The sequence below is a fragment of the Nitrosomonas sp. genome, from assembly GCF_043753625.1.
In the GTDB taxonomy this organism is placed as follows: domain Bacteria; phylum Pseudomonadota; class Gammaproteobacteria; order Burkholderiales; family Nitrosomonadaceae; genus Nitrosomonas.
Genome location: NZ_JAYUWI010000081.1, coordinates 15,419 through 37,115, shown reverse-complemented (window position 1 = coordinate 37,115; position 21,697 = coordinate 15,419). Strand labels below are relative to the sequence as shown.

Sequence of the window (21,697 nt, the reverse complement as noted above, 5' to 3'; positions counted from 1 at the left end):
GCGTACCAGCGGATACAGACCAGAATCACCTCAATCGGAAATCGCATTCCTTTTACAACCAGCATGTAGCCTCACCATTTTTTCGATGTCAACAGTCTCCACGAAGGTATCGATGATCTCGCTTAATGCGACAGAACCGGATTTCTTACCATTAGGAATAATCCTAGTGTTCGAGACTTACATTTTCTGCGAACTCGCCATGATAACGATCAGCGCTTCCTTAACGATTCGGTATGCTTCACATCCCCGACCAAGCAATGGTTCCCGTATACGCCGTTACCAGAATGATGATGCCGAATACAATGCGGTACCAGGCAAATACTGTAAAGTCATGATTACTGATGAAGCGAAGCAGGCCACGCACTGCCAACAGCGCACTGATGAAGGCAGCCACAAAACCCACCGCAAACATGCCCAAATCATCCCATTCTAAAAACTCACGATGCTTGTAGACATCATAAAAAGTGGCTGCAAACATGATGGGAATGGCCAGGAAAAATGAAAATTCAGTGGCAGCTTTGCGCGATAAGCCAAAAAACAGGCCACCGATAATCGTAGCACCCGAGCGCGAAGTGCCAGGAATCAGCGCAAGGCATTGTGCCAGCCCGACTTTCAACGCGTGTTTCCAGTCCATATCATCGACTTGTTCCACTTCAATCACATGTTCCCTGCGCTCCGCCCACAAAATTAGGAAACCGCCGATGATTAACGCCAGCGCGACCGGCACGGGGTGAAACAAATAGAATTTGATGGTTTTAATGAACAGTAAACCCATAATCGCAGCCGGCAGAAACGCAATCAGCAGGTTGATCACAAAACGATTGGCTGCCGGATTGGATCCGATGCCACGGATCACTTCGATAATCTTACTGCGATATTCCCAGCACACTGCCAAAATCGCACCCAACTGAATCGCGATGGTAAATACCATGGCGCGTTCATCATTGAAATCAAGCAAATCACCGACCAGGATCAAATGACCGGTGGAAGAAACCGGCAGAAATTCAGTCAATCCCTCAACAATGCCCAGGATCAAAGCTTTAAACAATAAAATTAAATCCATATCGCGCTATTGTTATACTTTTATAAAATTGAAATTGACAATAGGAACGTGCGGTCGACTTCACAATTTACTATAAATTTCCGCACCCTTTTCCTTAAACTCTACTGATTTTTGCGCCATCCCCAGCTTCAAAGCTTCTTCTTCGGCAACCCCCTGATTGGCGGCATATTCCCGCACATCCTGGGTAATTTTCATAGAGCAAAAATGCGGGCCGCACATCGAGCAGAAGTGCGCCACTTTTGCGCCATCCTGCGGTAAGGTTTCATCATGGAATTGTTGCGCTTTGTCCGGATCAAGGCTGAGATTAAACTGATCTTCCCAACGAAATTCAAAACGTGCTTTGGATAGCGCGTTATCCCGAATTTGCGCACCAGGGTGTCCTTTTGCCAGATCCGCTGCATGCGCGGCAATCTTGTAGGTAATAATACCATCCTTGACATCATCCTTATCCGGTAAACCCAGATGCTCTTTAGGCGTCACATAACACAGCATTGCGGTACCATACCAGCCGATCATCGCAGCGCCAATTGCGGATGTAATATGATCATAACCGGGGGCGATGTCCGTCGTCAGTGGGCCCAAGGTATAAAAAGGCGCTTCATCGCAATACTTCAATTGCAATTCCATATTTTCTTTGATTAAGTGCATCGGCACATGGCCGGGCCCCTCGATCATGGTTTGCACATCATGTTTCCAGGCCATCTTGGTTAATTCACCTAGCGTTTTCAGTTCGGCAAATTGTGCTTCATCATTCGCATCATAAATAGAACCGGGACGCAGCCCATCGCCCAGCGAGAAGCTAACATCATAAGCCTTCATGATCTCGCAAATTTCTTCAAAATGTGTATATAGGAAGCTTTCCTGATGATGCGACAAGCACCATTTAGCCATAATTGAACCGCCGCGAGAAACGATACCCGTCATGCGTTTCGCGGTCATCGGCACATACGCGAGGCGCACACCGGCATGGATGGTAAAGTAATCGACGCCCTGCTCGGCCTGTTCGATCAACGTGTCACGGAAAATTTCCCAGGTTAATTCCTCGGCTTTGCCGTCGACTTTTTCCAATGCCTGATAAATAGGCACCGTGCCAATCGGTACCGGGCTGTTGCGGATAATCCACTCTCGCGTTTCGTGAATATTCTTGCCGGTAGAAAGATCCATCACCGTGTCACCACCCCAACGAATTGCCCAGGTCATTTTTTCCACTTCTTCCTGAATGCTGGAACCTAATGCGGAATTACCGATATTCGCGTTAATTTTCACCAAGAAATTACGTCCGATAATCATTGGCTCGGATTCAGGGTGGTTGATATTAGCCGGAATGATGGCACGCCCCCGCGCCACCTCATCGCGCACAAATTCCGGTGTTATCAGTTTGGGCAGTGATGCACCAAAATCCTGGCCCGGGTGCTGACGGGTTAATAGTTCATGATTTTGCGCATTAAATGCCTCAACGCGCTGATTCTCGCGAATCGCGATAAACTCCATTTCTGGTGTAATGATTCCGCGGCGTGCATAATGCATCTGCGTGACATTTAATCCGACCTTACTGCGGCGCGGTTGCCGCTGCAAGTTAAAGCGCATGTCTGCAAGCTTAGGGTCTTTTAAACGTTCCAGGCTGTATGCAGAATTGTGACCTGATAATATTTCGGTATCATTCCGCCCATCAATCCACTTTTCGCGTAGTGCTGGCAATCCGGAACGGATATCTATCTTTATCGCTGGATCCGAATAGGGACCGGAAGTATCGTAGACCCAGATCGGCGGATTTTTTTCCGCGCCAGTACTGGTGGTAGTATCGCTCTGGCGGATTTCCCGCATTGGAACCTGAATATCGGCTCGCGAGCCTTGTACATAGATTTTGCGTGAATTCGGTAGCGGTTTTACGGCCGCCGCATCGACTTCAGCGGTTGTGTTAGAAAAACTTTTTGGGTTTAAAACTGTAATGCTCATTATAGTATTTCTCCTTAGAAGTGCCATAAAGAGCGGGAGAATAAATCCCAGCTTCCCTACGGCGGCATTATCCGCGTCAGGTAATAAGGGACTATCTCACCAAATATCAGACAATTCTGAAAACGGACCCCTAGCTGATGCTGTGAAGCTAATGGAAATGTGAAATAATTGCAAGTCTTACATCAATTTGAGAATACGGATTAGAAATGAATCTTGAACAAACTCGATTTAATATGGTTGCGCAGCAAATCCGCACATGGAATGTATTGGATGATAACGTGTTGGATCTACTGTACAAAATAAAGCGTGAAGAATTTATTCCAGCCGAAAATCGCGCAATGGCTTTTGTCGATATGGAAATTCCGCTGGGTTATGGCCAAGTAATGCTTACCCCCAAAATGGAAGCACGCATCGTGCAGGAACTTCACGTCAAGAAAACAGACAAAATTCTGGAAGTCGGCAGTGGTAGCGGATACTTAACGGCACTACTAGCCGATCAAGGTGCGCATGTATACAGTGTGGAAATTATTCCTGAACTGAAAAAATTAGCAGAAAATAATCTTAAAGCGCACGAGATTACGAATGTAACCATCGAACTGGGTGATGCTGCGCGCGGTTGGCCCAAAAATGAACCTTATGATGTGATTGTCTTAACAGCATCGACTCCCGGTTTACCCGATGCATTTCAGAAAAGCCTAAATCCGGGCGGACGGTTATTTGCGATTGTGGGAGAAGATCCGGTCATGGAAGCTTTGCTGATCACTTGCATAGCACCCGGCGAATTCACCACAACTGTGCTGTTTGAAACCAGCACAGTACCGCTCATCAATGCGCTGCAACCGACAAGGTTTACCTTTTGAGTATTAAAGAAGTTACATGTGTTATCCGACGCTGTGCTCAATTTTTAACTGAAGCTTCATCAGCGCCACACCCTTATCGGAAAAGCCCATGAAATTCATGCGATTTATTTTTACTGCCTATTTCGGCGTTATCTGGTACCCCGCTGTGCAAGCTGCGGATTTGATGGGTATCTATCAGGAGGCTTTAATCCAGGATCCACAGTATCGATCGGCACGTGCTGCTTATCAAGCTGCAGAAGAAAAATTGCCGCAAGGTAGAGCCGGGTTTTTACCGAATATCACGTTCTCGGCAACACGCCAGGTGCAAGAAGTGGAAACCAGTTTCGCCGGTACTAATATTATTCAAAATCGAGGTCTAGTTCTTTCCGCGACGCAGCCGCTCTTCCGGATGCAGAATATTGTCATCTATCAGCAGTCAAAAATAGAAGTCAGCAAAGCCGATGCACAATTTGTCGTTGCCGCACAGGATTTGATATTGCGGGTTGCGCAAGCGTATTTTGATGTTTTGGATGCTCAGATCGATGTCGAAGTCGCCGAAGCGCAGAAAAAAGCGATTCTGATACAACTGGAACAAGCCAAGCGCAATTTCGAAGTAGGCGTATCCACCATTGTGGATACCAATGAAGCGCAAGCACGTCATGATCTGATTATTTCACAAGAAATCGCTGCACGTAATGCGCTTGAAATCAAGAAACGCACGTTACAAGGCATTATTGACCGCTTCCCTGAAAATCTCGTGGGCGCTAAAGAAATTGCCGCCGATTTAACTAATTTGCGATATAGCAGCATGGACGAATGGGTTCGTGTGGCTGAAGAAAAGAACTTTGCTCTGAAAATCCAGCAAGCTGCGTATGAAATAGCCCAACAGGATGTAAAAAAAGTCTGGGCGCAACATTACCCGACAGTGGATCTGGTCGCTCAGTATAGTGATCAGACCGGTGTTGGTGGTGCGATTACTGGCCGTGGAATTGATCTCACATCAAAATCAATCGGTGTTCAACTTAATTTTCCCATATTCCAGGGCTTTTCTGTGCAGTCCCAAGTGCGCGAAGCATTGGCGCTACAAAATAGAGCATTACACGATCTGGAGAACACCCGGCGTAACATCACGCTACAAATACGCCAGCAATATCTGAATGTCACAAATGGTATTGCGCAGGTAAAAGCGCTCAAACAAGCCTTGATATCCAGTCAAAGTCAGCTAGACTCAACTATTCTTGGACAAAAAGTCGGCGTTAGAACCGAAGTGGATGTGCTGAATGTCCAGCAACAACTTTACTCTGCCAAACGCGACTTGGCCAAAGCGTATCACAGTTATCTGATGTCCAGATTACGTCTAAGCGCGGAAGCGGGTGAATTGGACGAAGATACCCTAACACAAATTAACGCGATGTTAATCAAGTAATGGACAATCTCCAGACTGTCACCCCTGCAAGTGATAAAATGATCGGCGAAGCTGGCTAGACAGTCGCCGCCTGTTATTCATTTTGAATACAGGGGGAGGAAAGTCCGGGCTCCACAGAGCAGGATGACGGTTAACGGCCGTCCACCGTGAGGTGAGGAATAGGGCCACAGAGACGAGCGTATTCAGTTACGGTGAAACGCGGTAACCTCCATCCGGAGCAAGACCAAATAGGCAGGCGATGATGTTGCTCGCAGAGCCTGCGGGTAGGTTGCTTGAATGTACAGGTAACTGTGCATCTAGAGGAATGACTGTCCACGACAGAACCCGGCTTACCGGCTGGCTTCAACTGAATTTTTAATCCGTTATATAATAAGAGCCGGGTGCTTTCAATCAATCGCAATGATCCGTAAATTTCTCCGCAAGGTATTCAGCCGCAAAGCGCCCGCTTCCAAATCGAACGCAAAGCTGAGCATTATTCCTTTTAAACACCACGGCATCCGGCGCAACCAAATCACTTCCTGTGCACTTAAAACTGCTACTACCCTTCAACAGGCCGGGTTTTCAGCTTATATAGTCGGAGGCGCCGTGCGGGATTTGCTGTTGGGATTGACCCCGAAAGATTTCGATGTCGCGACCAATGCAACACCCGAGCAGGTATATCATCTTTTTCGCCGGTCTCGCATTATCGGGCGGCGTTTTCGCTTGGTTCACGTGATGTGTGGCGCTGAAACCGTGGAAGTTTCAACTTTTCGCGGGCATTCTCCCGACGATGGTAATGATCATACATCGGTCCAACTGACCGACCAACACGGCCGTCTATTACATGATAATGTCTTTGGCAGTCAGGAAGAAGATGCTGTTCGCCGTGATTTCACAGTCAATGCGCTGTTCTATGACCCTGCCAAAGAAGAGATTCTTGATTACCTGAATGGCTATGACGATATCAAAGCCAAAAAAATGCGTATTATCGGGGATCCGATACAACGTTTCCGGGAAGATCCGGTACGCATGTTACGCGCCGTCCGCCTGGCATCTAAATTGGATATGCAAATAGAAGCGGAAACCGCCAAGCCCATTGGCGATCTGGCACCTTTACTACAAAACGTTCCGCCGTCGCGCTTGTTTGATGAAATGTTGAAACTGTTATTGTCGGGGTATGCGTTGGCTTGTGTTGTTGAATTGCGAGCGCGCGGCTTGCATCACGGACTTCTGCCAATGCTGGATGTCATACTCGAACAACCCTTAGGAGAACGCTTCATCACCATTGCTCTTAAGAACACCGATGAGCGGATCAGACAAGATAAACCCGTTTCTCCCGGATTTTTGTTCGCCATACTATTATGGCATGAAGTGCTTTCCGCCTGGGATTCACTCCAGGTTGCCGGTGAAAAACCCTTACCGGCTCTATTTAAAGCAATGGATCAAATCCTTGCGATACAGCATAAGAAACTTGCGATTCCACGCCGCTTTGATGCAATCATCCAAGAGATTTGGGTCATGCAGCCGCGCTTTGAAGCCCGCAGCGGGCGCAAACCCTTCCGTTTGATTACTCATCCGCGTTTTCGCGCTGCTTATGATTTCATGCTGCTGCGTTGTGAAAGTGGTGAACAGAACATGGAACTGGGTGAATGGTGGAAATCATTTCTATCCGCGGATAATGAACAACGGGAAAAAATGTTGCTCAACCAAATTTCGCCTATAAAACGCAAGAGAAAACGCAGCCGTAAAAAATCTTCACCCAATCTCGCTACCTCTCCGGCGGATGATTCGACCAAAAATGAAGACGGTTAATCTGTATTTGCCATGAGAAAAAAACCGAGCCAGGCCTTTATTGCTTTAGGCAGTAATCTGGAAAATCCAATTTCCCAGATACAGCAAGCATTTGATGATTTAAAACAACTTCCTGAAACTTGTTTAATAAGCCATTCTTCGCTGTATAAAAGTACGCCCATTGGACGATTGGATCAGCCCGATTTTATCAACGCGGTGGCATTAATTGAAACGCATCTTGCACCGCATGAGCTACTTAACGCATTGCTGGCTATTGAACTCCAGCATGGGCGCGTACGCGAATCTTTGAATGCGCCGCGTACTCTGGATCTCGATATTCTGATGTATGATAATCTGGAATATCGTGATGAGGCACTTACTTTACCGCATCCGCGCATTTCGCAGCGTGCATTTGTACTAAAGCCGCTGATGGAAATCGCTCCGGATTGTGCTATTCCAGGTCATGGCCACATTGCGCCACTGCTTGCAGCGTGCAATGAACAAAAACTGGAACAGATCAAGGCTTGAAATAATCCATCATGCTACTTGGTTTTTCTCGATAAAATTTGCTACCCCTATAAAGTATGAGAATTACACAGACCACTCTGCAAAAAATGGTTGAGAACAATGAAAAATTCACTGTTCTGACCTGTTACGATGCCACTTTTGCAACCGTCCTGGAAAATGCGGGCATTGATGTCTTGCTGGTAGGTGATTCTTTAGGCAATGTTTTGCACGGAGAAAATACCACCTTATCCGTCACGCTGAACGACATGATTTATCATACTCGTTGTGTTGCGCGTGGCGCCAGCAAAGCATTCATCATCACCGATATGCCCTTCGGCAGCTACCAGGTTTCGCCCGCGCAAGCTTTTGAGAATGCTTCCAGGATTATGGCTGCGGGCGCGCATATGGTTAAAATTGAAGGGGGTCAAATCATGGCCGATACGATCCAATTTTTGACCCGGCGCGGTATTCCAGTTTGCGCCCATATTGGGTTGACGCCGCAATCCATTCATCAACTCGGTGGTTATAAATTACAAGGTAACTCGGAGAAATCAGCGAAACAGTTGCTCGATGACGCAAAACTACTGGAAAAATCGGGGGCAAGCCTGCTGGTGATGGAAGTTGTGCCGGCAAAACTCGCCGAAAAGATCACCCAAACGCTTGCTATTCCTACGATAGGTATCGGTGCAGGCACCAATTGCTCAGCTCAGGTTTTGGTGCTCCATGATATGCTGGGTCTGGTTCAAGGTAAAAAACCCCGCTTTGTGAAAGACTTTATGGTGGATGCAAAAAATATCCAGGAAGCGATTGAAAATTATGTCACCGCTGTCAAAACAGGCCAGTTTCCAGGTAAAGAACATGAATTTTAATTGCTGATCATAGCGTGAACCTATTTAATGACATTACCGCGCTACGTAGCAGTCTCAATCGTGAACAACCAATTGCTTTTGTTCCGACCATGGGGAATTTACACGCCGGTCACCTCGCGCTGATAAAGCAAGCAAAACAATTATCCGATTGCGTTGTCGTCAGTATCTTTGTCAACCGGCTGCAATTCTTACCGAATGAAGATTTCGACCACTATCCGCGCACTTTTGACAATGATTGCAGATTTCTTTCCGAGCTAAATGTCAAGGCCGTTTTTGCACCCGATGAAGAAATTCTTTTCCCTACACCACAAGAATTCTTGCTAGCATTACCCCCTGTAGCGGATACCTTGGAAGGTGCATTTCGTCCGGGTTTTTTCCGCGGTGTTGCAACGATAGTACTGAAATTATTCAATATTATTCAACCGGATCTGGCTGTGTTTGGTAAAAAGGATTATCAGCAGTTACATATCGTGCGTGAGATGGTAAGACAATTGAATTTACCCGTTGAAATTATTGCAAGTGAAACTGTCCGGGCAACTGATGGGCTGGCATTGAGTTCACGCAATCAATATTTGAACACAGCACAGCGTGCGGAGGCTTGTCATCTTTTTCAAACACTGCTCCAGATCAAACAAGAAATTATTTCCGGTTGCAAAGATTTTCTGACATTGCAAGAAAATGCGACCAATAATCTTACTCAACGTGGCTGGAAAGTTGATTACATCAGCATTCATAAACGCAGCTCACTGCTACCCGCATACGTTAATGATGAAGATTTGGTAATCTTGGGCGCAGCTTGGCTAGATAAAACACGATTGATCGATAATCTGGAAATATAAGATCAGATATTTTTACATTTAAATTGCATTGTTATTGCTTTCTAAAACCAGACAGATAAAGAACAAAAAAATATGCAATCACTGAACACTTTCTGGTTATCTTGTCTTGATCATTTTAAAAAAGAACTCAATGCACAACAATTTAATACCTGGATAAAGCCATTACAGATTGATCCCGCATTAAATAGCGACAATGAAGTTGTACTGATTGCTCCCAATCGTTTTGTCTCGCAATGGGTAAAAGACAACTTTATTACGCACATAGAGGTAATGGCGCAAGCGTACTTTGCCAAAAAAATCCAATTCCATCTGAAACTTGCCGATCAAACCGAAGCAAAAAACAGCCTGCCCGATCCAGTACCGATGCAAGTACAGCATGAGCCCAAAGCAGAACTTAAGACCACCTACCCGCCTGCCAAAAAAACCCCTAGTGGTCTGAATCCCAATTTCACGTTTGACAATTTTGTAACTGGAAAAGCCAATCAACTGGCACGAGCCGGTGCTATCCAAGTTGCGGAATCACCCGGTATTGCCTATAACCCACTTTTTATCTATGGCGGTGTCGGTTTAGGAAAAACCCATTTGATTCAGGCGATTGGTAATTACGTATATGAAAATGACAAGAGCGCTAAAATCCGTTATGTGCATGCTGAAAAATATGTGTCCGATGTCGTCAGTGCCTATCAACATAAGGCTTTCGACAAGTTCAAACTGTATTACCATTCACTTGACCTATTACTGGTTGACGATGTGCAATTTTTCGGCGGAAAAAATCGTACTCAGGAAGAGTTTTTTTACGCATTCAATGCACTCATTGAAATGCATAAACAAGTCATCATCACCTGTGATTCCTATCCCAAAGAAATTTCCGGATTGGAAGAACGGCTGGTATCCCGTTTTGGATGGGGATTAACTGTTGCCGTTGAACCACCGGAACTGGAAATGCGTGTCGCGATTCTGTTAAAGAAAGCCCAGCTGGAAAAAATCCGGTTAGATGAAAATGTAGCCTTCTTTATTGCCAAACATATCCGCTCAAATGTGCGGGAACTGGAAGGCGCGTTAAAACGCGTTTTGGCTTTCTCGCGCTTTGTCGGACAGGACATAACACTCGATCTGGCTAAAGAAGCATTAAAAGATCTACTGGCTTTGCAAAGCCGTCAGATATCCATTGAAAACATCCAGAAAACTGTCGCCGATTACTACAAAATCAAAGTATCTGAGATGTATTCAAAAAAACGCGCGCGTATCGTCGCACGCCCCCGACAAATGGCTATGGCAATCGCTAAGGAACTGACTTCGTTAAGTTTACCGGATATTGGCGAAGCATTTGGTGGAAGAGATCATACGACAGTATTACACGGCTACCGGAAAATTAATGAATTACGGGTTTCCGACCCAATTGTGAGCCGAGATTTTAATGCACTGATTCTTATTTTGAGAGGTTGATAACTGTCTAACAACTTGTGCATAACTACACATTTTAAAGATTTACTATTTTTATCCACAAACCATCCAATCTCTATACAGTTTTCATACAAATGAAAAAATTATGCTATCTTGTTGATATTCATTTGATGTTAGAAACGATACAGAAGTATTGAAGACATTATCTAATTACTATTATTCTTTTATATAAATGCTTTTAATAAAAACTAACAGAGACACATTACTAAAACCGCTGCAAACCGTCACCGGAATTGTGGAGCGACGTCAGACATTACCCATCCTATCAAATGTTCTGATTCAGCAAAACGAAGAAAAGACCTCTTTTTTAGCCACTGATCTGGAAATACAAATCAAAACGGTTACAACAAAGGATCTTGCAACCAAGCAGAATTTTGCTTTAACGGTATCTGCTAAAAAACTTCAGGATATTTTGCGTTCGCTTTCAGCTGATGCGGAAATTACATTAACCCGGAAAGACGACCACCTGCAGGTCAAATCCGGAAAAAGTGCATTTAATCTGCAAATACTTCCGGCAGAGGATTTTCCAGAAGTTGTTGAAGAGTCAGAATCCGCTACCACTATCACACTGAAACAAAATGAATTAAAAAAACTTTTACACCAAGTTCAGTTTGCAGTGGCACAACAGGACATCCGCTATTACCTAAACGGACTTTTATTACTGACTGAAGATAATCAGTTAATCAGTGTTGGCACTGATGGACATCGTTTGGCCTATATTGCAGCCGGTTTGGATGAAACACAGAAAAAGCAGGAGGTCATTTTGCCGCGCAAAGCGGTATTTGAACTGTCCAAATTACTCGAAGATAATGAAGATCCGGTAAAAATAGAATATTTTACGAATAAAATCCGATTCTCCTTCTCGGATATCATTCTGACATCGAAAATCATTGACGGTAAATTTCCCGATTACAACCGGGTTATTCCATTAAACAACACCAAGTTGTTTGAAATAAATCGCTTAATCTTTCTGCAAGCACTGCAACGGGTATCAATTCTGTCCAACCAAAGCGAGAAATTCCGTGGTGTGCGTTTGATCATCAGTAAAGATAATCTACATATTATCTGTAAAAACAACGAGCAAGAAGAAGCCGAAGAAGAACTGGAAATTAATTACCATGAAGAATCCGTAGATATCAGCCTTAATATTACCTATCTTTTGGATTTATTGAACAATGTGAATAGCGAAACGGTACAATGTGCGTTTGAAAATTCCAATAGCAGTGTTCTGATAACAATCCCTGGAAATAAAGAGTTTAAATACATCGTCATGCCGATGAGAATTTAACAGCATTTCTCAGCAGGGATGATCCAAATCCTCAAAAGTTGAAACATTCTTTTTAAATTTCATAACTATAAAGCGCCGAACTGATGAGTGATCCAAACACCAATGTACCCAATGAAAGTCAAAAAGACTACGATTCTGAAAGCATAAAAATATTAAAAGGCCTGGATGCGGTGCGCAAACGGCCCGGCATGTACATCGGCGATACCAGCGATGGCACCGGTTTACACCACATGGTTTTTGAAGTAGTCGATAATGCGATTGATGAAGCATTGGCCGGACATTGCGATGATATTACCGTGACGCTTCACCCGGATAACTCGGTCAGTGTATTGGATAATGGACGGGGTATCCCGACTGGTATCAAACATGACGATGATCTGAAACGTTCTGCCGCAGAAATTGTAATGACCGAATTACATGCCGGCGGTAAATTCGACGATAACTCGTATAAAGTTTCCGGTGGTTTGCACGGTGTCGGTGTTTCGGTGGTCAATGCCTTATCTGAATGGCTGAAGCTGACCATTCGGCGTGATGGAAAAATTAACCAAATGGAGTTTCGCCTCGGTGTTGCGGTTAAACCACTGGAAATTACCGGAGAAAGCGAGCGCCACGGTACCGAAGTACATTTCCTCGCAAGTAAAGAAATTTTCGGCAATATCGAATACCACTACGATATTTTCGCCAAACGCTTGCGCGAACTTTCTTTTCTTAACAACGGCGTAAAAATCCACTTAATCGATCAACGTACTGGCAAGGATGAGAAATTCGCTTTTACTGGCGGAATCAAAAACTTTGTTGAATATATTAATCGCAGCAAATCGGTACTTCATTCCAATATTTTTTACGCCATTGGAAATAAAGACAATATTTCCGTCGAAATTTCAATGCAGTGGAATGACAGTTACAGCGAACAGGTATTGTGTTTTACCAACAACATTCCGCAAAAAGATGGGGGCTCCCATTTGACAGGCCTGCGTGCTGGTATGACACGAACGCTTAACAACTACATGGAAAAAAATGAGCTGACCAAAAAAGCCAAGATTGAAACGGCTGGCGATGACATGCGCGAAGGCTTGTCGTGTGTTTTGTCGGTAAAATTATTTGAACCTAAGTTTTCGTCTCAAACCAAAGAAAAACTGGTGTCCTCAGAAGTGCGGCCAGTGGTGGAAGAAATTGTGTCACAAAAGCTGTCCGAGTTTTTACTGGAAAATCCGGCTGACGCAAAAACCATCTGCAATAAAGTCATCGAAGCCGCCAGAGCGCGTGAAGCGGCACGCAAAGCCCGCGAACTAACACGCAGAAAAGGCGTGCTCGACGGCATGGGATTACCCGGAAAACTGGCCGATTGTCAGGAAAAAGACCCCGCGTTATGCGAACTTTACCTGGTCGAGGGTGATTCTGCAGGCGGTTCTGCCAAACAAGGACGCGACCGGAAATTTCAAGCCATCATGCCGCTCAAGGGAAAAATACTGAACGTAGAAAAAGCCCGCTTTGATAAATTGATATCGTCCCAGGAAATTATTTCCCTGATTACCGCGCTGGGAACCGGCATAGGCAAGGATGAATACAATCCGGACAAGCTGCGCTATCACCGCATCATTATCATGACCGACGCGGACGTAGACGGCTCGCATATCCGTACCCTGCTATTAACCTTCTTTTACCGGCAAATGCCCGAACTGATCGAACGCGGTCACATTTACATCGCGCAACCGCCACTGTACAAAATCAAACATGGCAAAAAAGAACGCTATGTCAAAGATGACCATGAATTAAAACAACACATGCTGAGCCTGGCTTTAGCCGACGCTGAGCTGTATACCGGTGAAGAAAAACCGCCATTGACCGGTGACACACTGGAAAAAATCGCCAATGAATATATTCTGTCAGAATCGGTGATTGAGCGTATGAGTCGAATGATCGACAGCAACGTGATGCATGCACTGCTGCGCCTGCCGGATGTTAATCTGAGCAGCGAGCAAGCGGCAATTGATAGCGCAGCCCGGCTGGCATCACGGGTAAAAGACATCGAAATCGTCGCGGAATATGATGAAATACATGAACGTTATCGCCTGAAAATCATGCGCATGTCGCACGGCAATGTACTGACCAGCTACCTGGATAATGATTTCGTCGAAAGCGCCGACTATGCGCAAATCCAGAAAACCGCCCAGGTATTTGAAGGCTTATTGGGCCAGGGTGCCTACATACAGCGCGGCGAACGCAAGCAAAGCGTCAGTGAATTTAAACAAGCCCTTGAGTGGATGCTGGAAGAAGCGAAAAAAGGCGTGAATGTGCAACGCTACAAAGGCCTGGGTGAAATGAATCCGATCCAATTGTGGGAAACCACCATGGATCCACAAAACCGCCGCTTACTGCGCGCGCAAATTGAAGACAGCATATTGACTGACGAGATCTTTACTACGCTGATGGGCGATGTGGTTGAACCACGGCGGGCATTTATTGAGAAGAATGCGCTGAGGGCGACGAATATTGATATTTAGGTGTAACTAGAATTTTGCTCGAGAGGAATATACCGTGCATGTTTTCCTAAGCTGGTCTGGTCAGCAGAGTAAGGCAGTTGCAGAAACACTATGTAGCTGGATCTCCCAGGTTATTCAGGCTGCGGAGCCCTGGATTTCGCTTGATATTGAAAAGGGTATGCGATGGAGTTCTGAGATTTCTAATAAATTAGAGGTTTCTAAAGTTGGAATTATTTGTTTAACTCAAGATAATCTTGATGCTCAGTGGATATTGTTTGAAGCAGGTGCGCTATCGAAAACTAAAGATGTTCAGGTTTGTACTTTTCTTCTTGGGTTGAATCCTACAGATGTTCAGCAGCCTCTCGGGCAATTTCAGCACACAGTATTCGAAAAGACAGACATTCGCCGTTTAGTTAGTACTATTAATCGATCTGTTCAAGATGCAGGCGAGAAGGCATTACAAGAAAACATACTAAACGAAATTTTTGAAACTTATTGGCCTGGTTTAGAAGAAAAAATTAATAAAATTCTGAATGCTAGTGTATTGCCAAAAAGTAAAGCTCGTTCTGAGCGCGAAATGCTTCAAGAAATACTGGAGATTTTACGCGCGCAAGAACGGCGTCGAGAGATTTCCGAAGAAATGATTAAACAACAAAGCACTTACTCTCAGTTATTGGCTAATGCAATAACAAAAAATCAAGTGGCACAATCAGGTCTGGCTGGCTTAAGTAGCTTAATTGGCAAGCAGGGTTCTGATATTCTTCCAACAATTGCAAGAATGCAATTTGGAGAGCAAGAAGATCCAAAGGAAAAAAAAGAATGATGTTTCTATGCCATGCTCACGAGTAACTAAGAAAACTGTACTTTTTAGTACTTTGTATGATATTGCTATTCCTCCATCTTGTAGTTTCGATAAAAACTAATTTTTATCTAGTATCTAGTAAGATAAGTAAAAAGTCGCCACTACGCAAAATTGTAATGGCGACTTTTTAAATTAAGCTGCTGCCCGTGACGCACGTTTACGTTCGTGTTCCAGCAGGAAACGCTTACGAATACGGATCGTTTTAGGCGTAATTTCCACCAGTTCGTCATCGGCGATAAATTCAATCGCGGATTCCAGCGTGAGTTGAATTGGTGGAATTAAAGTGACTGCTTCATCGGTTCCGGATGCGCGGATATTGGTTAATTGCTTGCCTTTGATCGGGTTGACTACCAGATCATTATCACGGGTGTGGATGCCAATCACCATGCCTTCATACAGGCGATCTCCGGGACTGACGAACATGCGGCCGCGATCTTGCAATTTCCATAGCGCATAAGCAACGGCTTCACCTTTTTCGGCAGAAATCAGCACACCATTTCTGCGCGGTGGAATTTCCTGGCGCATTGGGGCGAATTCATCAAACACGTGGCTCATCAAACCGGTACCCCGTGTCATGGTCATGAATTCGGATTGGAAACCGATCAAACCGCGCGCCGGGATGCGATAATCAAGACGGACACGTCCTTTGGCATCCGATACCATATCCAGCAAATCGCCGCGGCGTGCGCCTAAGGCTTCCATTACCGCGCCTTGATTGGCTTCTTCCACGTCGACCGTGAGCATTTCGAACGGTTCACATTTAACTCCGTCGATTTCACGGATCACGACATGCGGGCGGGAGACGGCCAGTTCGTAGCCTTCGCGGCGCATATTTTCCAGCAAAATAGTGAGATGCAGTTCACCGCGTCCGGAGATCAGGAATGAGTCGGTTTCGTTGGTTTCTTCCAGCCGCATTGCAACATTGATGAGTAATTCTTTTTCCAGGCGTTCGCGCAACTGACGGCTGGTAACGAATTTACCTTCCTGCCCGGCAAAAGGTGAGGTATTGACCTGAAAAGTCATGGTGAGTGTCGGCTCATCCACCGCATGAATGGGCAATGCTTCGGGATTGTCGATATCGGCCAGCGTGGTACCGATGCTCAGCTCGTCTACGCCATTGATCAGGACAATATCGCCGGCTAAGGCTTCTTTCATTTGTATCCGTTCCAAACCCTGAAAACCGAGGACCTGATTGACTTTTGCTTTTTTAGGCGGTTTATCGCCCAGTAATATCATTACTTCCTGCCCAGGTCTCAGCTTGCCGCGACGAATACGTCCGATGCCAATGCGGCCGACAAAACTGGAGTAATCCAAGGCGCTGATTTGCAGTTGTAAGGGTTCTTCCGGATTGCCTTCCGGGGCGGGCACGTGTTTAATGATAGTTTCAAACAACGGGCGCATGTCCGTGCTGGGTTTATTCAATTCCAATGTAGCAAAGCCATTTAATGCGGAAGCATAGACGACGGGAAAATCAAGTTGTTCATCACTGGCGCCGAGTTTGTCGAACAAATCAAACGTTTGATCGACGACCCATTCCGCACGTGTACCCGGACGGTCAATTTTATTAATCACGACAATCGGGCGCAGGCCCAGTGCGAGGGCTTTTTTGGTGACGAAACGGGTTTGCGGCATCGGGCCCTCGACCGCATCGACCAATAGCAATACACCATCCACCATCGACAAAACACGCTCTACCTCGCCACCAAAATCAGCATGGCCGGGGGTATCGACGATATTGATATGAATGCCTTCAAAATCTATGGCACAATTCTTGGCCAAGATGGTAATGCCGCGTTCACGCTCAATATCGTTGGAATCCATTACGCGCTCGGAAATCTGTTGGTGTGCGGCAAAGGTGCCGGCTTGATGTAAAAGTTTGTCGACCATAGTCGTTTTGCCATGGTCAACGTGCGCGATGATGGCGATATTGCGGATAGGGCGGGACATAATAATTCCTCAAAAATAAGCTGTTAGTTGTTGCGGTGGGGGCAGAATTATAGCACTGACTGTCAATATGACCAACTTTCAATTGACCCGGTAGAGACAACAAAAAACACAGTAAAGTTTTACATTATTAGTGTGTTAGTGACTTTACTTGATAACCGTAGTGGAAGTGGATTGCCGCTCGCAGGATTGGCGTATCAGCGTGCTTGTGAAATTCACAGGGTACGCTGATTGATTAAACTTGCAATTCCCCGTGAACTTGCCACGGGGTTGTTTATTTTTTCGCTCATTATTTATTCTTTGTCCTTTTCTGCGCCAGTCATCAAAAATTTAACCAGCAGCGCGAAAATAAGCGGCACTGTACTGAGTCCTGTAACCATATAATGCTCGGCGGTAAATTGATCGCCTTCATCCATGATGATGTAGCCAAAAAATATTGAGACCGGAGTAATAATAGATAGCGTTATTACCAAACCAAATAATCCTTTCATCTGTTCATATCCTTTCGATAAATTGTTTTTTTGAAGTATAGGCTTGTTGGCAAGGTATGCCCAGTATGTCAAAGTGCGGTGTATTATCGGTGAATTTATACAATAAGCAGGGTAAAATTGATTTTTTTCGTATTTACCGATAATAAAAATTCCTTTTCATGGTGCTAGAACCAATCCTTGTTATGACCAATTTCCCCGATAAAAAGGGCGCGGTCGCATTGGCCGAAGCGTTGATCGATCAGCATCTGGCAGCTTGTTTCAATGTGTTGAGTCCTTGTACCTCGATTTATCGCTGGCAAGGTAAAGTTGAATCGGCGGATGAAATACCCGTTTTGATCAAAACCTTGCGGCAGCATTATGACCGGGTTGAACAGTTGATCAAGATGATGCATCCTTATGAACTTCCGGAAGTGATTATGGTTCCTATCCTAAACGGATTACCTGCTTATTTGCAGTGGATCGCCAATGAAACACAACCACCCGATTAAATAATACTGAATACCGATGCGACTATTCCAATTTTTGTTACTCATAGTATGTCTGGCTAGTACGCCTATTTCTGCACAGGAAAGCAGCTCCTTTAGCTTGTTTTCAAAATTGCAGGAACTGGGTATCAATCTGGGACAAAGCAATCCGCAAGAACTTTTACCACCCGATGAAGCATTCAAGATTTCGGTGGAAGTACGCGATGGCAATACGCTGATTGCCAATTTGACGCCGGCAAAGGATTATTATCTGTATCGGGATAAGATTACATTTGAGCCGAAACAACCCGGTATGGTGATTGAAAAAATAACCTTACCGCCCGGAAAAATGAAGGAAGACCAGACTTTTGGTCAGACAGAAGTTTATTACAGCCCCATTCAGGCCATCATCTCGCTAAAACGCGAGGATCCCGCGAGCGAGCAACTGCTGACACTGGCGGCTACTTATCAAGGTTGCAATGAGCCGGTCGGGGTGTGTTACGCGCCCATTCACAAAGCCATCGATCTGACATTACCGGCAGTGAAAGCGGCGATCGGTGTCGTTGCTGAAGCGGTAATCGGCAAGGCGACGGCCGCCGGAATCGATGCGACTGCTGAGTTGTTTCAAATGTCATCCCGAGCACCCGCCATCGAAACCGAAGCGTACAAAATTGATCAGATGTTTCAAACCGGTGATTTCTGGCTGATCTTAACCGGATTTTTCGGCATCGGCCTACTGCTCGCGTTTACACCCTGCGTGTTTCCGATGTTTCCGATTTTGTCGGGGATTATTGCCAATCGCGGCAAGCATGTGACCAAAGGCCATGGATTTATCTTAGCACTGGCTTATGTACTGGGTATGGCAATCACTTATGCCATCGCTGGCGTAGCCGCCGGGTTGTCGGGTGCGATGCTGTCTGCGGCGCTACAAAATGCCTGGGTGTTGGGCACGTTCGCGGTGATATTTGTATTGCTGTCGTTTTCGATGTTTGGTTTTTATGAATTGCAATTGCCCGGAGTACTACAAACTAAATTGTCCGAGGAAGCCGGACACCTGAAAGGCGGGCATTTAACCGGTGTATTCGGCATGGGGGCGCTGTCTGCATTGATAGTCGGACCGTGTGTCGCAGCGCCGCTGGCGGGTGCTTTGCTGTATATCAGCCAAACTCGTGACGTGATTTTGGGCGGCTCAGCGTTGTTTGTCATGGCGCTGGGTATGGGCGTTCCGTTGCTGCTATTGGGCGCATCGGCAGGTGCGTTATTGCCGAGAGCCGGAGCATGGATGGAATCGATCAAGCAATTTTTTGGTGTGTTGTTGCTGGCAGTTGCCATTTGGCTGATTTCTCCCGTTATCAACGAAGTGGTTCATATGGCATTGTGGGCCGCATTGTTTATCATCTCGGCTATTTATCTGCATGCGATTGATCCATTGCCGGAAAGGGCTTCGGGTTTGCAGAAATTTCTCAAAGGTATCGGTGTCATTTCGCTGCTGGTCGGCATCGCCTTATTGATTGGTATCTTGTCGGGCGGCCGGGATGTTTTGCAGCCGCTTTCAAAAATCAGTATGACAAGCGCGAATACAATGAATAAGGGAGAAACTGCGGCTTCCAATCATGCAGCGCTACCTTTCCAGCGGGTAAAAACCATTACTGAACTGAATGAGCAGATCCAGCAATCCAGGGATAAGTATATTATGGTCAGATTTCATGCGGATTGGTGCGTTTCATGTAAGGAAATGGATCGCTTTACCTTTTCCGATAGCAAGGTGCAATCCCGCCTGAAAGATGTTGTTCTGCTCGAGATCGATGTGACCGATGGCACGCCGGATGATACGGATTTACTCAAACGATTTAAATTGTTTGGACCGCCGGGTATTTTGTTTATTGATCGTCAGGGAAATGACATTTCAGATATCAAAGTAATTGGTTTTCTGAATAAGAATGATTTTTTGACCGTGCTGAATGCGGTGCTGATTTAATAAGAAAACCAACTAGAAAAGCGAGTCATTTCGCGCATCGCTTCATTTAAAGGAATCATAATGGCAAAATTGAGACAATTATTAATCTATTTAGCTTTGGCTGCTTTGGCAATCACCACAGGCTTTATGTTGCGAGCACAACTTATGGGCGGCAGTTCGCAGCCCGCTCTTTCCAGCGAAGCCAGCCAGCAGGGTGCAAAAGCAATTCTGACTGCCAATCTACCGGATATTCAGGGAGAAAATCAGGCTATTTCGCAATGGCTGGGGAATGTGATTGTGGTGAATTTTTGGGCTACCTGGTGTACGCCCTGTCGCGAGGAAATTCCTGAGTTTATTGCGGCACAGGAGAAATTCCGTGATCAAGGCTTGGTCTTTGTGGGAATCGCTATTGATCAAGCGGATAAGGTGAAAGCTTATAGTGAGGAATTTGGTATCAATTATCCGGTATTGGTTGGCAGTTTTCATACCTGGGCGTTGGCTGAGGCGGCGGGTAACCGGCAATCCGCTTTACCTTACACCGTGGTTATTAATCGTTCCGGTGAAATTGTTGAAACTTATTTAGGCCGTGTTCATCTGAACAAACTGGAAAAATTGGTGATCCCGTTGCTAAAAGAAAATCCGCATGCTCAGCATCAAAGCGGGCTGGTTGATGGCATCAGCTTAAGGATCTTCTGAATAACTCACCTTTGTTATTCCGAACGATATGAGGAATCTTTGGAAATCAACAATATAGATTTCTCGCGTCGACAAACTTAGATATTTTTCTCTGACTGCTGACCGATTAAAAATGATCCTTTAGTTTTGCGCGGTTTTACCGTGCCAATTTTTAGGGATCGTGGACTAACGAATTTATGAATCGAGCTAGTCTCTGTCAGCGATAATCATGTAATATAACTTCCAGGAATGGAATGCTTTGTACACCTGCGTACACATGAGCTACTCTGTCCTTGCAATACTACATTCTGATTTTTGCGAATACTTACCAGAAATTCAATAAATCCGTAAATTTCAGATCAATAACGTATTGAAGGTAGCTTAAAGCAAGAGCCTTTAATCAAATGTGACGAGGGATATTTTCCGTTAATCATTTGGGAGCGCTTAATCATGACACAATTGAATAGCCGTTTCATCGCATTCTTCTTAATTATTCAAATGGCTCTTTTCTCGGGCTGCGCGTCAACACCGCAGTTTGAGGGAGCCAGAGAACAATACGATGATATTGTCATTACCACGAAGGTTCACGAAGCAATTCTTGACGAGCCCTCCCTGAGACCCTTTGATATTAATATCAGAACCACAAAAGGTGTCGTAGAACTGAGCGGCCTGGTCAATTCCCGCGACGATATGTACAAAGCGATTGCGATTGCACGCAGTATCAGTGGCATAAAGTTTATCAAGAATGACCTGCGAATCCAGGGAACCGGCGATTATTAATCGTTAATCGTCCATGTAAG

18 protein-coding genes, 1 other RNA gene and 1 riboswitch are annotated in these 21,697 nt (G+C 45.3%); of the genes, 15 read left to right on the top strand and 4 right to left on the bottom strand.

The annotated features are described in order from the left end of the window. Positions 1 to 238 precede the first annotated feature (238 nt). A complete protein-coding gene (locus ACH10T_RS08080) occupies positions 239 to 1,063 on the bottom strand; it encodes an undecaprenyl-diphosphate phosphatase (RefSeq protein ID WP_394808795.1) in 825 nt (274 codons plus the stop codon). Positions 1,064 to 1,123: 60 nt separating this feature from the next. After that, positions 1,124 to 3,019 carry a phosphomethylpyrimidine synthase ThiC gene (gene thiC / locus ACH10T_RS08075; protein WP_394808794.1) on the bottom strand — a complete coding sequence of 632 codons (1,896 nt, stop codon included), beginning with the start codon at positions 3,017 to 3,019 and terminating at the stop codon, positions 1,124 to 1,126. 36 nt (positions 3,020 to 3,055) lie between these two features. After that, positions 3,056 to 3,161, bottom strand: a riboswitch (TPP riboswitch). 64 nt (positions 3,162 to 3,225) lie between these two features. On the opposite strand from thiC, the gene ACH10T_RS08070 reads away from it, so the two are divergent. The 11 genes from ACH10T_RS08070 to ACH10T_RS08020 all read left to right on the top strand — a co-directional run bounded on the left by ACH10T_RS08070 (position 3,226) and on the right by ACH10T_RS08020 (position 15,327). After that, positions 3,226 to 3,879, top strand: coding sequence for a protein-L-isoaspartate O-methyltransferase (locus ACH10T_RS08070; protein ID WP_394808793.1), 654 nt, complete (start codon positions 3,226 to 3,228; stop codon positions 3,877 to 3,879). An 88-nt stretch (positions 3,880 to 3,967) separates the two neighbouring features. Beyond that, positions 3,968 to 5,284 (top strand): TolC family outer membrane protein, encoded by a 1,317-nt coding sequence (locus ACH10T_RS08065; protein ID WP_394808792.1) that lies wholly within the window; start codon positions 3,968 to 3,970, stop codon positions 5,282 to 5,284. A 47-nt stretch (positions 5,285 to 5,331) separates the two neighbouring features. Further along, an RNA gene (gene rnpB / locus ACH10T_RS08060) (RNase P RNA component class A) lies at positions 5,332 to 5,632 on the top strand. A gap of 51 nt (positions 5,633 to 5,683) precedes the next feature. Then, the gene (gene pcnB, locus ACH10T_RS08055) at positions 5,684 to 7,075 is read left to right on the top strand and encodes a polynucleotide adenylyltransferase PcnB (RefSeq protein ID WP_394808791.1); all 1,392 of its coding nucleotides are present in this window, start codon (positions 5,684 to 5,686) and stop codon (positions 7,073 to 7,075) included. A 12-nt stretch (positions 7,076 to 7,087) separates the two neighbouring features. Further along, positions 7,088 to 7,582, top strand: a complete 495-nt coding sequence (gene folK / locus ACH10T_RS08050; RefSeq protein WP_394808790.1) for a 2-amino-4-hydroxy-6-hydroxymethyldihydropteridine diphosphokinase — start codon at positions 7,088 to 7,090, stop codon at positions 7,580 to 7,582. A 56-nt stretch (positions 7,583 to 7,638) separates the two neighbouring features. Next, positions 7,639 to 8,430 (top strand): 3-methyl-2-oxobutanoate hydroxymethyltransferase, encoded by a 792-nt coding sequence (panB, locus tag ACH10T_RS08045; RefSeq protein WP_394808789.1) that lies wholly within the window; start codon positions 7,639 to 7,641, stop codon positions 8,428 to 8,430. Between the two features lie 14 nt (positions 8,431 to 8,444). After that, positions 8,445 to 9,269, top strand: coding sequence for a pantoate--beta-alanine ligase (panC, locus tag ACH10T_RS08040; protein WP_394808788.1), 825 nt, complete (start codon positions 8,445 to 8,447; stop codon positions 9,267 to 9,269). Positions 9,270 to 9,341: 72 nt separating this feature from the next. After that, positions 9,342 to 10,715, top strand: coding sequence for a chromosomal replication initiator protein DnaA (dnaA, locus tag ACH10T_RS08035; protein WP_394808787.1), 1,374 nt, complete (start codon positions 9,342 to 9,344; stop codon positions 10,713 to 10,715). A 190-nt stretch (positions 10,716 to 10,905) separates the two neighbouring features. Further along, positions 10,906 to 12,021, top strand: a complete 1,116-nt coding sequence (gene dnaN, locus ACH10T_RS08030) for a DNA polymerase III subunit beta (RefSeq protein WP_394808786.1) — start codon at positions 10,906 to 10,908, stop codon at positions 12,019 to 12,021. Between the two features lie 83 nt (positions 12,022 to 12,104). Continuing rightward, positions 12,105 to 14,525, top strand: coding sequence for a DNA topoisomerase (ATP-hydrolyzing) subunit B (gene gyrB, locus ACH10T_RS08025; RefSeq protein ID WP_394808785.1), 2,421 nt, complete (start codon positions 12,105 to 12,107; stop codon positions 14,523 to 14,525). A 34-nt stretch (positions 14,526 to 14,559) separates the two neighbouring features. Then, entirely contained in the window at positions 14,560 to 15,327 is a 768-nt protein-coding gene (locus ACH10T_RS08020; RefSeq protein ID WP_394808784.1) for a TIR domain-containing protein, read from the top strand. A gap of 171 nt (positions 15,328 to 15,498) precedes the next feature. Here the strand turns inward: ACH10T_RS08020 and typA are convergent, their stop codons facing one another. Beyond that, the gene (gene typA, locus ACH10T_RS08015; RefSeq protein WP_394808783.1) at positions 15,499 to 17,313 is read right to left on the bottom strand and encodes a translational GTPase TypA; all 1,815 of its coding nucleotides are present in this window, start codon (positions 17,311 to 17,313) and stop codon (positions 15,499 to 15,501) included. A gap of 290 nt (positions 17,314 to 17,603) precedes the next feature. After that, a complete protein-coding gene (locus ACH10T_RS08010; RefSeq protein WP_394808782.1) occupies positions 17,604 to 17,801 on the bottom strand; it encodes a hypothetical protein in 198 nt (65 codons plus the stop codon). A gap of 182 nt (positions 17,802 to 17,983) precedes the next feature. On the opposite strand from ACH10T_RS08010, the gene cutA reads away from it, so the two are divergent. The 4 genes from cutA (at position 17,984) to ACH10T_RS07990 (ending at position 21,677) form a co-directional block, all read left to right on the top strand. Continuing rightward, a complete protein-coding gene (cutA, locus tag ACH10T_RS08005) occupies positions 17,984 to 18,289 on the top strand; it encodes a divalent-cation tolerance protein CutA (protein WP_394808781.1) in 306 nt (101 codons plus the stop codon). A 16-nt stretch (positions 18,290 to 18,305) separates the two neighbouring features. Further along, positions 18,306 to 20,243, top strand: a complete 1,938-nt coding sequence (gene dsbD, locus ACH10T_RS08000) for a protein-disulfide reductase DsbD (protein ID WP_394808780.1) — start codon at positions 18,306 to 18,308, stop codon at positions 20,241 to 20,243. 60 nt (positions 20,244 to 20,303) lie between these two features. Then, positions 20,304 to 20,918: a TlpA family protein disulfide reductase gene (locus ACH10T_RS07995; protein WP_394808779.1), complete on the top strand. Its 615-nt coding sequence runs from the start codon at positions 20,304 to 20,306 to the stop codon at positions 20,916 to 20,918. 429 nt (positions 20,919 to 21,347) lie between these two features. Next, entirely contained in the window at positions 21,348 to 21,677 is a 330-nt protein-coding gene (locus ACH10T_RS07990) for a BON domain-containing protein (RefSeq protein ID WP_394808778.1), read from the top strand. Positions 21,678 to 21,697: the final 20 nt, after the last annotated feature.